Below are 12,842 nucleotides of genomic sequence, written 5' to 3'. Positions count from 1 at the left end.
GATTCGACAGCCGGGCTGACACCTGTCAGATTAGGCTTGATCTGACAGGTGTCAAGCAGTCCAGGACGAGGCGCGCGGGAGAATGAACGCATGGCGATGGAGAAGTCGGCGACCGGCGCGGTGCGAGGGGCCGGGCGGCCCGGGTCGGGGACGCGGCCGCTGCCGTCCGAGGCCGAGATCCTCCGGCGCGGCATGGAGGCATTCGCCGAGTTGGGCTACGACCGGACCTCGGCGCGGGAGCTCGCGCGCCGGCTCGGCGTCAGCCACAACTTCATCAACGATCGCTACGGGTCCAAGGCCAATTTCTGGCGGGCCGTGGTGGATTCGGCGCTGGCGGGCGATCAGCGCGAACGCGAACAGCTACTGGAAGCCGACCTGGACGACACCGAGCGGGTGCGCGCTGTGATCGCCCACTTCTATCGAGCCGCCGTGGAAACGCCGCTGTTCGGCCGCTTGCTCGCCGACGAGTTCGCCCGCGAGTCCGAACGTTTGGACTACCTGTACGACAAGTACGTGGCACCCACGCTGAACCCGCTGATCCCGTCCCTCGAACGGCTCATGACAGCACGCCGCATGCCCGCCGTGCCGATGGACGTCCTCTTCTTCGCCGTGATCAGCCCGGTCGCGGCCCTGGTGCAACTCCCCCTCGCCCATCGGCTCGGCCGCCCCGAGCCGGTCACCCGCGAAAGCCAGGAACGCACCGCCCGGCAACTGGCCGACCTGATCACCGAGGGGCTGCTCGGCCGACCCCGAGCCTGACGGCGGCACCACCGCAGCCGCCCGCGAGGGTGTCAGCGGCCGTGTCAGGGCAGCGTCAGGTCGCTGTCAGGCGGCCCCGGCACAGTGTGTACATCGAGGAACACAGACCCGGTACCGATACCGATCCGGGCCGAAAACACAAGGAGTACACCATGTTCGCCACCCTCAGCGCCCAGGACCAGGCCACCGTCCGCACCGCCGCCTACGGTGCGGTCTCGCTGCTGGCCGCCGCCGACGCCAAGCCGCACAAGGCCGCCACCGCCGGATCTCTCGCGCTGCTGACCGCGACCGGACCCGTCGGGCACGTGCTCGCCGCCAAGGCCAAGGACATCACCCTCAGCGGTAAGAACGTCGCCGAACTGGCCGACCGGGTGCTGCCCGCCCTGACCGCCGCGGTGACCCTGCTGCAACAGCGCGATCCGGCCGAGGCCGAGGACTTCCGCAGCACCGTCCTGGTCGCTGTCGAGGCCGCTACCACCACACCCGGCCCCGTCACCGGCGAGATGACCCGCAAGATCGCCGCGGCGCTGCACGGAAACGCTCAGCGCTCGAGGTAGGCGACGATGCCGCCGATCAATGCCTGCATCGCGTCGTCGAGATCGCCGTAGGTGCCCAGGGTGCGTTCGGAGATGATGCCGCGCATGGCGGCGGGGATGAGGGCGGCGACCTGGCGCACTCGGGCCGGGTCGAGGTCCAGATCCGCGAATGCCTTCTGACAAGCCCTGTCCCAGTTGGGTTTCCAGGACGCCAGTTCGGCAGCGGTGAGCGGGTAGTCGCGCTCCAGTTCGGCGTGGTCGCGGGGCAGTGCGGCGCGCAGCGTCTCGATGGCCAGCGATTCGGGCCGGCGCAATCCGCTCGCCATGGCCGTGATCATCGCGCTCACCCGCTCGCGCAGGGTGCCGCCGGGGTGGATTCCGGCGGGCAGGTCGCCGCGTTTGTCGGCGGTGTAGCGCAGGACCGCCGCCCACAGCCCGTCGATATCGCCGAACTGGTACTTGATCACACCCCAGGTCGCGCCGATATCGCGGGCGATCCGATTGCCCGACACCGCGGCCGGGTCGCCGGTCGCCAGCGACGCGATCGCCGCCTCCAGCATGGACTCCCTGGACCGGATCCCCCGCTTGTTCGCGCGGCGCTCACCGACCTCCACTTCCGTCACGACGCCGAGTTTAGCAGCGCTGACCAGCTACAACCAGTTTCACAGAGGGCTCTTGAATTGTTTCGAAGAGGGTTCTACGATCAGGTCGTCCCAGTGCGCGAGCGTGGAGGTTCCCGATGGCCAGACCGCCCCTGCCGATGGAGCCGACGGGCTGGTTCCAAGTCGCCTGGAGTACCGAGATCCCCGTCGGCGCGGTGCACCGGATGAAGTACTTCGGGCGGGAGCTGGTCGCCTGGCGGTCCGCGGCGGGCCGGGTCGCGGTCTTCGACGCCTACTGCGAGCATCTCGGCGCGCACCTCGGCTACGGCGGCCGTGTCGACGGCGAGAATCTGGTGTGCCCGTTCCACGGCTGGGAGTGGAATCGCGAGGGCCGCAACGTCTGCATCCCGTACGAATCTCATCCGAACAAGGGCCGCCGCATCCGCAGCTACCCCGTGACCGAACGCAACGAAGCCGTCTGGATCTGGTACGACACCCGCGGCCGCGCACCGTATTTCGAGGTCCCCGATATGTTCACGGCCTTCGGCGACGGCAGGACCGCCGCCGACTACTACCCGCCCGTGCCCGGCGCGACCCTGTTCCGGCAGGGACTCGAGCTGCACCCGCAGTACGTCATGGAGAACGGCGTCGATTTCGCCCATTTCAAGTTCGTGCACAAGACGCCGTTCGTCCCCGAATTCACCCGGCACGACTTCTCCGGGCCGGTCTCCTACGTCGATTTCACCGTCGCCTTCGACGCGGACGTGGCCGCCGATCGGATCGACAGCGGGGTGGAATCGATCAATGCCGGGCTGGGCTGTTCGATCACCAAGAGCTGGGGCATGGTCGACAACCGCACCATGCCCGCGGTGACACCGGTCGACGACCGCACCTGCGATGTGCGCTTCACCGTGTGGATCGGCCGCAAGCCCGGCGACGACGCGCCGGAGCTGACCCGGTACGGAAAGACGATGGCCGACTTCGTCATCGAACAGTTCGAGGCCGACGTCCACATCTGGTCGCATCAGCGCTATTCGGACCCGCCTGCCTTGTCGCCGAAGGAATTCGCAGGGTTCAAGGCATTACGGCACTGGGCGCAGCAGTTCTATCCCGCCGAAGCACAGCCGGAAAGGGCCACGCGATGAGCACTCCCGCCGTACGGGTATTCCAGGTCGCCACCGGGAATCTCGGGACCGAGATGATCGGTCGTATCCGCAGCCATCCCGATCTCGAACTGGTCGGACTGCACTGCTACACACCCGACAAGATCGGCCGCGACGCCGGTGAGATCGTCGGCATCGGCCCGATCGGGGTCATCGCGACGGGAACGATCGAGGCGATCATCGCCGCCGAGCCCGACGTCCTCACCTTTCACGGAGTGTTTCCCGACGAAGAGCTGTACGAGCGGGTCCTCGAAGCGGGTATCGACGTGGTGACCACCGCGGATTGGATCACCGGATACCACCGCGACACCAATCATCCGCACCCCTCCGGGCGCAGGGTCAGCGAGGTGATCCAGGCCGCGTGCGAGCGCGGGAACTCGACGTTCTACGGCACCGGCATGAATCCCGGTCTGTGCCAGATTCTCGGGATCGTCCACAGCGCGGACGTCTCCGAGATCGAGAATGTCACCGTCACCGAATCGGTCGACGTCTCCTGTCACCATTCCGTGGATACCTGGAAAGCCGTCGGTTACGGTCGCCCGATCGACGACCCGACCATCCCGGATTCGCTGTACAAGTACACCGCCGTCTTCGCCGACTCGGTGTATCTGATGGCCGACGCCTTCGACCTGGCGTTGGACGAGGTGACCTTCGGCTACGAACTCGGCGCCTGCACCAAGGATGTCGACCTCGGCTGGTACCGGTTGCCCAAGGATTCGCTGGGCGCCAGCTACATCAAATATCAGGGCCTGGTCGACGGCGTGCCGCGGGTGGAGTCCCATCTCGAATGGCAGATGACACCGCACACCGATCCCGCGTGGAACATCAAGGGCTGCTATATCACCCAGATCACCGGCGACCCGAATATCTACAGCAAGCACATGATCTTCCCCCGCAAAGACGTCGATCTGTCCGACCCGGAGAACTTCGCCGCCATCGGCATGACCGTCACGGGGCTGCCCGCCCTCAATGCGATCAAATCCGTCGTGGCGGCCCGGCCGGGCATCATCACCAGCGCCGATCTGCCGCTGCGAGGTTTCGCCGGCCGATTCAAGCGCTGAATGCCGGAACAAGTTGTTTCCCCGACCGACTCAAACGCTGAACGCCGGAACAGGTTACAGCGGTACGGGTTCGGGTAGCACCGTGAGATGGCGGACGAGTCCCGACAGGCCCGGCAGGTCTTGCGGTGTGGTCCATGCGCCGAGCAGGTCGTCGGTGACGGTGTCGCTGTAGAGATAGCGGCCGTGGTCGGGATCGTCGAGGTTGTAGGCGTCCAGGTAGATTCGCCACCGCCCGTCCGGCAGCGGGACCACGCACTGGCCCTCGCGCGGCTCACCCGTACCCGTTCCGCCCCACTGCGCCCAGTTGCCGGTCCGCTCGAACCGGTACGGGCCCACCGGATCCTCGGCCACCGCCACCTCGATGTTCTTGGTCGACTCGTTCTTGACGAAGGCGTAATAGCGGCCCTGCGCGAAGACGATCGTGGTGTCGATGTAGCCGAGGGTGTCCGGTTCCGGCGTGAAACCCAGCAGCGGCGTCGGCTCGGTCCACTGCCGCGCGCTGAGCGACGGGTCGGTCGCGGTCATCAGGTGGGGGCGGAACACCTCGCCGTCGTGAATGCTGACCACCACGTGCACGGTGCCGTCGGCGTCGACGAACCACTCCGGCGCCCAGGCGTGCTCGGCCCCGGGAAACGTGTACTCGTACAGGAAGGTCCAGTCGACGCGATCGACGCTGCGGGCGAAACCGATGGCATCGCCGTCCCACGCCGTGGTGTAGGTCAGGTAGTAGGCGCCGTCGGCGTGCCGAAAGATGTTGGGGTCGCGGCACAAACCCTTCTTGTCGGTGACCGCGGCCGCGGGGGTGGCGGCGGGGTCGGCCTGCGGCGGGCGGTAGGCGGCCGGGGCCACGAGCGAGAAGTTCGTCGCGTCGGTGGATTCGAAGACCCACATGTCGGTCTGGCTGCGATTGGTGAACGCCGTCATCGTGTATCGCATCGACGACACCCTAGCCGCCGCGTAGCCCGATGCCATCCCGCTCCACGGCAGCACCGCCGCCAAGGCGAGTATCGATCTACGCGACAGCCGACCCGACGTCATGCGCACAGTATCCAGTGCACGAACGCTGAAGGTTTGCCGACACACCGGACGCCGGGGCCGGCGGGACGGTCAGGCCAATTGGCGCGTGAGCCGGACCACCCCCGGACCGGTGACCTGATCCAGCAGGGCGGTGCGGCCGGTGACGAGCAGCAGCAGCGCCAGGATCGGCCCGTAGATCTCCCGGCCGGTGCCGTACGCCCACTCGATGTCTATGGCGCACAGCCGAATTCCGTCGAGGCGGTGCCGGTTCCAGACCGGCCGGCCGACCTTCGCGGCACGCGTGGCCCCCGCCGCTGCCGCCTCGGGCGGGACGGCGATGGTGCGGCCGAGAGGCAGGGCGATGTCCTGCCCGTGCACGATGGTGTCGAACAGGATGTTGGAGTAGTTGGTCAGCTTCGGCAACGTCCGCGAGGCCGCGTTCACCCGGAGCCGAGTGACCAGTTCCCACGGAGGACGGTCGGCATGCGCCCGGGTGAGTTCGTCGATGAGGCGGTTGTAGTCGCCTCGCACGCGCAGCCCGGTGCGCACCAGCACCGACGGCGAGGGCGGCTCCGGGGTCAGGGCGAGGTGGGCGGCCACCTCCCGGATGCGCCAGCCCGCGCACAGCGACGGCGCCTCCCATTGCTCGGGGGTGAGGTCGGCGAGCAGATCGGCGATCGCGCGGCGCTGTTGTTCGATGTGCTGCCAGGAGGTTTCGCGGTCCATAGCAGCCCCTCACGTCCAGAATTAGTAAGATTCACTGACTATTATGGTCAGTGTTGCTTACCAGGTCAAGGAGTGGAATGTCCGACGACGAGTTAAATGTCGGCCTGCTGATGTTCATCGCGTACCGAGCGATGGAGGAGCGGGTCTACGCCGGTCTCACCGAGGCGGGCTACGGCGATATCACCGTGGCGCAGGGCAGGCTGGCGGGGCGGCTGGCACCGGAGGGTTCCCGCATCACCGAGTTGGCCGAGCAGGCGCAGGTCACCAAGCAGACCGCCGGTTTCCTGGTCGACCAGCTCGAACGGGCCGGTTATGCCGAGCGGGTCCCGGACCCCTCCGACGGCCGCGCCCGCCTGGTGCGGCTGTCGCCCCGCGGCCACACGATGGCCGACCACGCCAACAAGATCGCCGCGACCGTGCAGGCCGAATGGGCCGCGCATCTGGGCGCGCGCCGGATGCGGGACCTGCGTGCGGCGCTGACCAGCCTGCGCGAGATCACCGATCCGTACGCCTGATTTCAGTAGGGGCCTCGAGACGGGACGTCCGGACAACCGCTTGACCTTGACGTTGCGTCAGGGTCGGAGGCTGGTCGCATGACGAACGACAGCATTCCCTCGGCCCGGCTCGCGCCGCCGGTCGGAGGGTTCGAGGAGATCGACGGACGCCGCGTGTTCGTGCACCGGTCCGGCAGCGGCGGGCCGGCCGTGGTGTTCCTGGCGGGCGCGGGCGCGGTGGGGTTGGACTATTACGGTGTCCAGCAACAGGTTTCGCGATTCACCACCGCCGTCGTGTACGACCGCGGCGGCACGGGCTACAGCGATCCGCTGCCGCTGCCGCGCACGGCCACCGCGGTCGCCACGGAACTGCGCGACCTGCTGCGGGCCGGGAACATCGCCGCCCCGTACGTTCTCGCGCCGCACTCGCTGGGCGGCTTCTACGCCTTCCGGTTCGCGCAGTTGTATCCGCAGGATGTGGCGGGCCTGGTCTGGCTGGACGCCCTGCATCGTGACTGGGACGACCACATGCCGCCCGAGGCCGGACTGGCCGCCACGGAACGGACCGCACCCGACCCGGACCGGCTCGACCAACTGCGCCCGGCCCTGCGGGAGATGAATACCGAGCTGCTGGCCGACTACCCGGAGTCGATCCGGCGATCCCTGCTCCACGCCAAGGCGAGCGACGAATGGATCCGGGTGGGCCTGGCCGAGCGCGCCACCCTGACTCCGCTCGCCGCCGAACTGCGGGCCGGGCCGGGCATACCCGATGTTCCGGTGGTCGCGCTCACGGCGCTGGGCGACGAGCCCGTAGCGATACCCGAGCGGTTGTCACGGCAGTTGCACGAGGGCAAGAAGGCACTGGATGCCGCTCTGGTGAGCGCGGTCTCGCATGGCGAACAGCGCATTCTCACCGACACCGCCCACCACCGGCTGTGCTTCGACCGCCCCGACGCGGTGGTTCGGGCGATCCGCGACGTCGTCGGCCGTTCGGCGCGACCCTTAGACTCGGCAGGGTCGTAGGAAGGAGGACGGTGCTCACGATCGGCCAGCTCGCGGCGACCGCCGGCGTGACCGTGCGCACCGTTCGGCACTACCACCACGTCGGCCTGCTGCCCGAGCCCGAGCGCGATGCCTCCGGCTACCGCCGCTACCGCGCGCAGGCGGCGGTGGACCTCATCCGGATCCGGACCCTCGCCGATGCCGGAGTGCCGCTGTCCCGCATCGACGCGCTGCTGCACGCGCGGCCGGCCGAGTTCGCCGCGGCCCGCACCGAGATCGATGCCGAATTGGGCCGCCGGATCGACCAGCTCGCCGAGTTCCGCCGCCGGATCGGCGACCTGGACAGCGGCGAGCGACTCGTGCTGCCGCCCGAGGTGGTCGCCGTCCTGGATCGGATGCGCGGTCTCGGCATCAGCGAACGCCGGGTGCGGCTCGAACGCGACGCGTGGATTCTGATGCGGGCCTTGGATCCCCGCGCCGTGCCGCAGCGGGTTCGGGAGAAGAACGCGGCCCTCGACGACCCCGAGACGGCCCGCCTGTACCACGCCTGTGACGAGGCGGTGGACTGGGACGCGGACGACCCGCGCCTGGACCGGCTGATCGATGAGCTGGACGCCTGGGAGATCGCGCACGAGGGAGCCGAGCGGCTGGGCAGCACGGAGCTGACCTCCTCCCGCATCGCCGAGGAGAGCCCGGCCTGGCAACGCATCCTCGACGGCCTCGCTCATCGCGCCGCGCAGCGCCGGGCCGCATCGAGGCCGCAGAACTGAAAGGAACGTGGAAAGCTGTGCAGGAGTTCACCGTTCAGCACGATGGCGGCACGATCCCGGTGTCGCGGGGCGGGACCGGACGGCCCCTGGTGCTGTGCCCCGGGCTGAGTTCCACCCAGGCGGACCTGCACGAGCTGATCGGCCTGCTGCGGCGCGACCACGATGTGATCACCTTCGACCTGCGCGGCCACGGACTGGCCTCGGCCACCGACCGCTACACCTTCGACGCCTTCCTCGGCGACCTCACCGCCGTCATGGCAACGGTGGAACGGCTCGGCCTGTCCGTGCCGCCCGTACTCGCGGGCTACTCGCTGGGCGCCGATCTGGTCGTGCACTATGCCGCCGAGCACCCCGGTAGCGTCGCCGAACTCGTGCTCGTCGACGGCGCGAACCCGGTGCCCGAACCGTTCCTCACCGAGGCGGATCTGCCGGAGTTCCGGGCGATGTGGGAGGACCTGGCCGCCGAGCAGGCGGCGAACCGGGGCACCGCGCGGCAAGTGCTGCTCTCGGGGCGGGAGATTCTCGACCTGAATCTGGAGGTGGACGCGGTGCGCGCCGAGATCCTCGGCCGGTACCGCCGGATCGACCTGCCCATCACCATGATCATGTCGACCGCGATGGCAGGTGCGGACGCCGAAGGGCTTGCGCCGCCGCGTAATCGCAACTGGCGGGCCGGGATCGAGCGGCTGCGGCGCGAGCGGCCCGATATCGCCGTGACCTGGTTGGAGGCCGATCACGGACTGGTCTTCACCCATGCCGCGGAAATCGCCCGGATCATCGCCGGCGCGTCCTGAACGGCTCCCGCCCGGCGGCCGTCGGAGCCGCCCGGCACAATGGTCCGCGTGTCCGATCTGCACGTCCATCGCTACGGTCCCGCCGACGGCCCCTCGGTGCTGGCCCTGCACGGGCTGACCGGCCATGGCAGACGGTGGGAGGCGCTGGCCGCCGCGCTGCCGGAGGTGCGCGTCGTCGCTCCCGACCTGCGCGGCCACGGCCGCTCCACCGCGCTGCCGCCGTGGACCTTCGAGACGGTCGTCGACGATGTGCTCCCGCTGCTGGACGACACACCGGCCGTCGTGGTCGGCCATTCGTTCGGCGCCGCCGTCGCGCTGCACCTCGCACACCGCCGCCCCGAACTGGTGCGCCGGCTGGTGCTGCTGGATCCCGCGATCGCAGTGGACCCGGCCATGCTGCTCGACATCGCGGAGAGCACGCTGGCCGCGCCCGACTATCCCGATGTCGAGGCCGCTCGCCTGGACAAATTGCACACCGCGTGGGCCGATGTCGCGCCGTCGCTGCTCGCGGCCGAACTCGACGAGCATCTGGCGCCCACGGCGGCGGGCCGCGTGGGCTGGCGGATGAATCTGCCTGCGGTCGTGTCGTTCTGGGGTCAGCTCGCCCGCGAGCTGGTGCTGCCGCCCGCCGGGCTGCCGACGGTGCTGGTGCACGCGCTGAAATCGCCGTTGGTCACGCCGCGGTTGCGGGCGGCGCTGGCCGAGCGGCTGGGCGAGGACCTCACCGTGCACGAGTTCGACTGCGACCACATGGTGGCCCAGGCGCGCCCCGCCGAAACCGCCGCCGTCGTGCGCGCGGCGCTCTGAGATGGCCACCACCGACGCCGAGATCGAACGGGTGCGCGAGCTGGTCGCGGCGATTCCGCCGGGACGGGTCGCCACGTACGGCGATATCGCCGCGGCGGCGGGCCTGTCGACGCCGCGCACGGTCGGCTGGATCATGCGCACCGACGCCGCCGACCTGCCCTGGCACCGGGTGCTGCGCGCGAACGGCACGCCCGCGCCGCACCTGGCCCAGCGGCAACTGCGACGGCTGGCCGAAGAGGGTTGTCCGCTGCGCGGCGACCGGGTCGACCTGACGGCCGCCCGGCACCGCTTCGAATCTTTCGGCGGCACAATCTGACCGACCACCCCCGCGGACCGGCGCGGCGATTACCGGGGGTCATGCCCACCCGTCCGGCGTGCGTGGTGTTCGACGCGGACCGGCCGCGCCCTCGCCCGGTCCTGGGCCGAGTTGCTCGGCTGGGAGTCGACCGTCTCGGCGCCCGGCACCTCGATTTCGGCCAAGGCACGGTGCTGGCCGATTTCACGACCGATCACCGACGGCACCCGGCGGACCCGGAAACCGCCGAGTTCCGTCTGCACCGGGCGCTCGACTGTGGCCCGTGTAGCAAAGTTGATCATTCGACCGATAGGGACTCGGGGTGCGATGCGCGCGCTCATCTCGAGGTGGAGGTAAACCCATGTCGCAGTGGAGGAGAAGTCCGCACACGGTTCGGCGGACGGTCCTGCTGGCCGCCGTCGCCGGAACGGTGGCGCTTGCTCCGGCCGCGCTCGTCATACCGGCATTCGCGAGTCCGCAGACGCCGGGTACCACCGCACCCGTGACGACGATGCCGCCGGTGACCACCGCGCCTCCGGCGACCACCGCACCCCCCGTGACCACCGCACCTCCTGTGACCACAACCCCGCCGGTGACGACCACCCCGCCGGTCACCACGGTCCCGCCCGTGACGACCCCGTCGTTTCCGAAACCCGATGAGCCGGAAGACCCCTACGGCCCCGACGGTTTCGACCGCTCGGGTTTCGACCGCTGGGGCTTCGATCGCTGGGGTTACGACCGGTGGGGTTACGACCGCTGGGGTTACGACCGCTGGGGTTACGACCGGTGGGGCTACGACCGACAGGGCTACAACGCGGAGGGCTACACCTCCCAGGGCTGTGCTCGTTCGGGCGCGGACCGGCCCGATGCCGACCGGCTGGCCTGCGAACTGCGCAGGGCGCGACCGTCCACCGGCAGCGCGGGCAGCTGAACACCGCACCGCTGAACACCGCACCGCGTCGCGGTCTTTGCGCGATACTCGCCGAGCACGCCCGTCAGGGCGTTCGGGTCCGTGGACGAACTACGATCGGCGCATGACGAACGCAGCGGGGGTGGGCTCGTGACCGACGCCGATGCGATCGTGCTGGCCGGGGGGCGGGCCAGCCGGATGGGCGGGGTGGACAAGCCCGCGATCGTGGTCGGTGGGCGTTCCATGCTGGATGCGGCGTTGGGCGCGGTGGTCGGGTGTGCGCGGACCGTGGTGGTCGGGCCACATCGGCCCGAGCTGGGTCCGGAGGTGCGACAGGCGCAGGAGGTGCCGGCCGGGTCGGGTCCGGTGGCCGCCATCGCCGCGGGGCTGCGGTCGCTGGCCGAATGCGATTTCCCGGCCGAGCTCGTGGTGGTACTCGCCGCGGATATGCCGTTCCTCACCGCGGCCGTGGTGGAGGACCTGCGTCGGCAGGCGAACGAGTCCGGCACCGACGCGGTCTTCGCCGCCGACGAGTCCGGGCGGCCGCAATATCTGGTCGGGGTGTGGCGGCGCACGGCGCTGCTGGCCGGACTGCAGCGGCTGGACTCGCTGATGAACCAGCCCATGAAGGCCCTGGTTCCGGTCGACACGGTGATGGTGCCACTGCCGGGCGTGGCCGATTGCGACACCGCCGACGATATCCGCCGGGCGCGGGCGCAGGCGACGCCCCTGTCACTCGACGAGGCGCGAAGTGTGTTGCGCGGCAAGCTTTCCCGCCTGCCCGTCCATCGGGCGACGTTGCGTTCCGTGCCCGGTGCGACGCTCGCGGAACCGCTGACCGCCGCCGAGGCGCTGCCCCGGTTCGACGTGTCGGCGATGGACGGGTACGCGGTGTCGGGGGACGGTCCGTGGCAGTTGCGCCACGATGTCGGTTTCGCGGGCGGGGAACGGCCGGTCGGGTTGCTGGCCGGTGAGGCCGTCCGCATCGCCACCGGCGCGCACATTCCGGAGGGCACGACGACGGTGGTGCGGGACGAATTCGCGCACATCGAACCGGAGGGCTTGCTGCGGCGGCTGCCCGACACCCCGATCCGCGACGATGTGCGCCGCCGCGGCGAGGACTGGCAGCCGGGCGACATCGTGGCGCCCGCGGGCGCCACGGTCTCGGCCGCTCTGCTGTCGGTGGCCGCCGCCGCTGAGGTCGCCACGGCCGCGGTGCGCGGCCCGATCCGCGCCCGCATCGTGATGACCGGCGACGAGATCCGCAGCGAGGGCCCGCTGCACCCCGGCCAGACCCGAGACTCCATCGGCCCGGTACTTCCGGACCTGTTGGCCTGGTGCGGGATTCGCGCCGTGGACCGAGTCCACCTGCGCGACACCGCCAACGGTTTCGACGAGGTGCTGGCGGCCGCCACGGACTGCGAACTGCTGGTGGTCGTCGGCGCCACGGGCGGCGGCGCCGCCGATCAACTCCGCGACGCCCTCGACCGGCTCCGCGCGCGAATCCTGGTGCACCGCTTGCGCATGCGTCCCGGCGGCTCCACGGTGGTAGCCGAAACCGACAGCGCCACCACGATTCTGGGCCTGCCCGGCAACCCCTTCGCCGCGGTCGCCACCCTGCTGGCCCTGGCCCCGTCCGTGGTGGCGGGCCGCAGCGGCCGCACTCCCACCCGCAAGATCACCGGGCCACTACTCAACGCCGCCGAAATCTCCGGCCCCGCCCCACGCATGGTCCCAGCCCGCACGGCCCCCGAAGGCGGCTGGCTCGGCGACCCGAACATCCGCACCGCCCATCTCGCCGGCCTTCTCGACCGCGACGGCCTCGTCATCGTTCCCCCCGACGCCCCCGACGGCGCCCACGTCGAATTCCTCCCGCTGCCCACCTGACGCGGGAGGTGTTCAGGCG

At 69.9% G+C, this 12,842-nt stretch carries 15 protein-coding genes; 12 read left to right on the top strand and 3 right to left on the bottom strand.

The window, feature by feature from the left end:
• Positions 1-90: 90 nt before the first annotated feature.
• Together NWFMUON74_RS07185 and NWFMUON74_RS07180 are read left to right on the top strand one after the other, a co-directional pair.
• Entirely contained in the window at positions 91-759 is a 669-nt protein-coding gene (locus tag NWFMUON74_RS07185) for a TetR/AcrR family transcriptional regulator (RefSeq protein WP_232110889.1), read from the top strand.
• 152 nt (positions 760-911) lie between these two features.
• Positions 912-1,316 carry a hypothetical protein gene (locus NWFMUON74_RS07180; RefSeq protein WP_187687174.1) on the top strand — a complete coding sequence of 135 codons (405 nt, stop codon included), beginning with the start codon at positions 912-914 and terminating at the stop codon, positions 1,314-1,316.
• On the opposite strand, the gene NWFMUON74_RS07175 is transcribed toward NWFMUON74_RS07180, so the two are convergent.
• Complete coding sequence (locus NWFMUON74_RS07175; protein WP_232111121.1) at positions 1,301-1,855, bottom strand: TetR/AcrR family transcriptional regulator; 555 nt, start codon at positions 1,853-1,855, stop codon at positions 1,301-1,303. The genes NWFMUON74_RS07180 and NWFMUON74_RS07175 overlap by 16 nt on opposite strands.
• A gap of 179 nt (positions 1,856-2,034) precedes the next feature.
• Between NWFMUON74_RS07175 and NWFMUON74_RS07170 the strand changes: the two genes are divergently transcribed.
• Both NWFMUON74_RS07170 and NWFMUON74_RS07165 read left to right on the top strand, forming a co-directional pair.
• On the top strand, positions 2,035-3,042 hold the full coding sequence (locus NWFMUON74_RS07170; protein ID WP_187687173.1) for a Rieske 2Fe-2S domain-containing protein: 1,008 nt from the start codon (positions 2,035-2,037) through the stop codon (positions 3,040-3,042).
• The gene (locus NWFMUON74_RS07165) at positions 3,039-4,121 is read left to right on the top strand and encodes an NAD(P)H-dependent amine dehydrogenase family protein (protein ID WP_187687172.1); all 1,083 of its coding nucleotides are present in this window, start codon (positions 3,039-3,041) and stop codon (positions 4,119-4,121) included. The genes NWFMUON74_RS07170 and NWFMUON74_RS07165 overlap by 4 nt, the downstream gene beginning before the upstream one ends.
• 54 nt (positions 4,122-4,175) lie before the next feature.
• On the opposite strand, the gene NWFMUON74_RS07160 is transcribed toward NWFMUON74_RS07165, so the two are convergent.
• Both NWFMUON74_RS07160 and NWFMUON74_RS07155 read right to left on the bottom strand, forming a co-directional pair.
• Positions 4,176-5,057, bottom strand: a complete 882-nt coding sequence (locus NWFMUON74_RS07160; protein ID WP_425300899.1) for a glycoside hydrolase family protein — start codon at positions 5,055-5,057, stop codon at positions 4,176-4,178.
• A gap of 171 nt (positions 5,058-5,228) precedes the next feature.
• Complete coding sequence (locus NWFMUON74_RS07155) at positions 5,229-5,864, bottom strand: maleylpyruvate isomerase family mycothiol-dependent enzyme (RefSeq protein WP_187687170.1); 636 nt, start codon at positions 5,862-5,864, stop codon at positions 5,229-5,231.
• Between the two features lie 77 nt (positions 5,865-5,941).
• Between NWFMUON74_RS07155 and NWFMUON74_RS07150 the strand changes: the two genes are divergently transcribed.
• The 8 genes from NWFMUON74_RS07150 (at position 5,942) to NWFMUON74_RS07115 (ending at position 12,823) form a co-directional block, all read left to right on the top strand.
• Positions 5,942-6,379, top strand: a complete 438-nt coding sequence (locus NWFMUON74_RS07150) for a MarR family winged helix-turn-helix transcriptional regulator (RefSeq protein WP_187687169.1) — start codon at positions 5,942-5,944, stop codon at positions 6,377-6,379.
• Positions 6,380-6,457: 78 nt separating this feature from the next.
• Positions 6,458-7,381: an alpha/beta fold hydrolase gene (locus tag NWFMUON74_RS07145; RefSeq protein ID WP_187687168.1), complete on the top strand. Its 924-nt coding sequence runs from the start codon at positions 6,458-6,460 to the stop codon at positions 7,379-7,381.
• 11 nt (positions 7,382-7,392) lie between these two features.
• Entirely contained in the window at positions 7,393-8,130 is a 738-nt protein-coding gene (locus NWFMUON74_RS07140; protein WP_187687167.1) for a MerR family transcriptional regulator, read from the top strand.
• A 17-nt stretch (positions 8,131-8,147) separates the two neighbouring features.
• On the top strand, positions 8,148-8,924 hold the full coding sequence (locus NWFMUON74_RS07135) for an alpha/beta fold hydrolase (protein WP_187687166.1): 777 nt from the start codon (positions 8,148-8,150) through the stop codon (positions 8,922-8,924).
• A 39-nt stretch (positions 8,925-8,963) separates the two neighbouring features.
• Complete coding sequence (locus NWFMUON74_RS07130; RefSeq protein ID WP_187687165.1) at positions 8,964-9,731, top strand: alpha/beta fold hydrolase; 768 nt, start codon at positions 8,964-8,966, stop codon at positions 9,729-9,731.
• Between the two features lies 1 nt (position 9,732).
• Positions 9,733-10,047, top strand: coding sequence for an MGMT family protein (locus tag NWFMUON74_RS07125; protein WP_187687164.1), 315 nt, complete (start codon positions 9,733-9,735; stop codon positions 10,045-10,047).
• Between the two features lie 340 nt (positions 10,048-10,387).
• Positions 10,388-10,957 (top strand): hypothetical protein, encoded by a 570-nt coding sequence (locus NWFMUON74_RS07120; protein WP_187689629.1) that lies wholly within the window; start codon positions 10,388-10,390, stop codon positions 10,955-10,957.
• Between the two features lie 129 nt (positions 10,958-11,086).
• Positions 11,087-12,823 carry an NTP transferase domain-containing protein gene (locus NWFMUON74_RS07115; protein WP_187687163.1) on the top strand — a complete coding sequence of 579 codons (1,737 nt, stop codon included), beginning with the start codon at positions 11,087-11,089 and terminating at the stop codon, positions 12,821-12,823.
• Positions 12,824-12,842: the final 19 nt, after the last annotated feature.

This window comes from Nocardia wallacei (assembly GCF_014466955.1).
Taxonomy (GTDB): domain Bacteria; phylum Actinomycetota; class Actinomycetes; order Mycobacteriales; family Mycobacteriaceae; genus Nocardia; species Nocardia wallacei.
This window is presented reverse-complemented; position numbering and strand designations above follow the sequence as displayed.

Bases quoted from the DNA above. Each gene is read 5' to 3' on its own strand.
- NWFMUON74_RS07185 (WP_232110889.1), top strand. From the start codon at position 91: ATGGCGATGGAGAAGTCGGCGACCGGCGCGGTGCGAGGGGCCGGGCGG.
- NWFMUON74_RS07180 (WP_187687174.1), top strand. From the start codon at position 912: ATGTTCGCCACCCTCAGCGCCCAGGACCAGGCCACCGTCCGCACCGCC.
- NWFMUON74_RS07175 (WP_232111121.1), bottom strand. From the start codon at position 1,855: ATGCTGGAGGCGGCGATCGCGTCGCTGGCGACCGGCGACCCGGCCGCG.
- NWFMUON74_RS07170 (WP_187687173.1), top strand. From the start codon at position 2,035: ATGGCCAGACCGCCCCTGCCGATGGAGCCGACGGGCTGGTTCCAAGTC.
- NWFMUON74_RS07165 (WP_187687172.1), top strand. From the start codon at position 3,039: ATGAGCACTCCCGCCGTACGGGTATTCCAGGTCGCCACCGGGAATCTC.
- NWFMUON74_RS07160 (WP_425300899.1), bottom strand. From the start codon at position 5,057: ATGCGATACACGATGACGGCGTTCACCAATCGCAGCCAGACCGACATG.
- NWFMUON74_RS07155 (WP_187687170.1), bottom strand. From the start codon at position 5,864: ATGGACCGCGAAACCTCCTGGCAGCACATCGAACAACAGCGCCGCGCG.
- NWFMUON74_RS07150 (WP_187687169.1), top strand. From the start codon at position 5,942: ATGTCCGACGACGAGTTAAATGTCGGCCTGCTGATGTTCATCGCGTAC.
- NWFMUON74_RS07145 (WP_187687168.1), top strand. From the start codon at position 6,458: ATGACGAACGACAGCATTCCCTCGGCCCGGCTCGCGCCGCCGGTCGGA.
- NWFMUON74_RS07130 (WP_187687165.1), top strand. From the start codon at position 8,964: ATGGTCCGCGTGTCCGATCTGCACGTCCATCGCTACGGTCCCGCCGAC.
- NWFMUON74_RS07125 (WP_187687164.1), top strand. From the start codon at position 9,733: ATGGCCACCACCGACGCCGAGATCGAACGGGTGCGCGAGCTGGTCGCG.
- NWFMUON74_RS07120 (WP_187689629.1), top strand. From the start codon at position 10,388: ATGTCGCAGTGGAGGAGAAGTCCGCACACGGTTCGGCGGACGGTCCTG.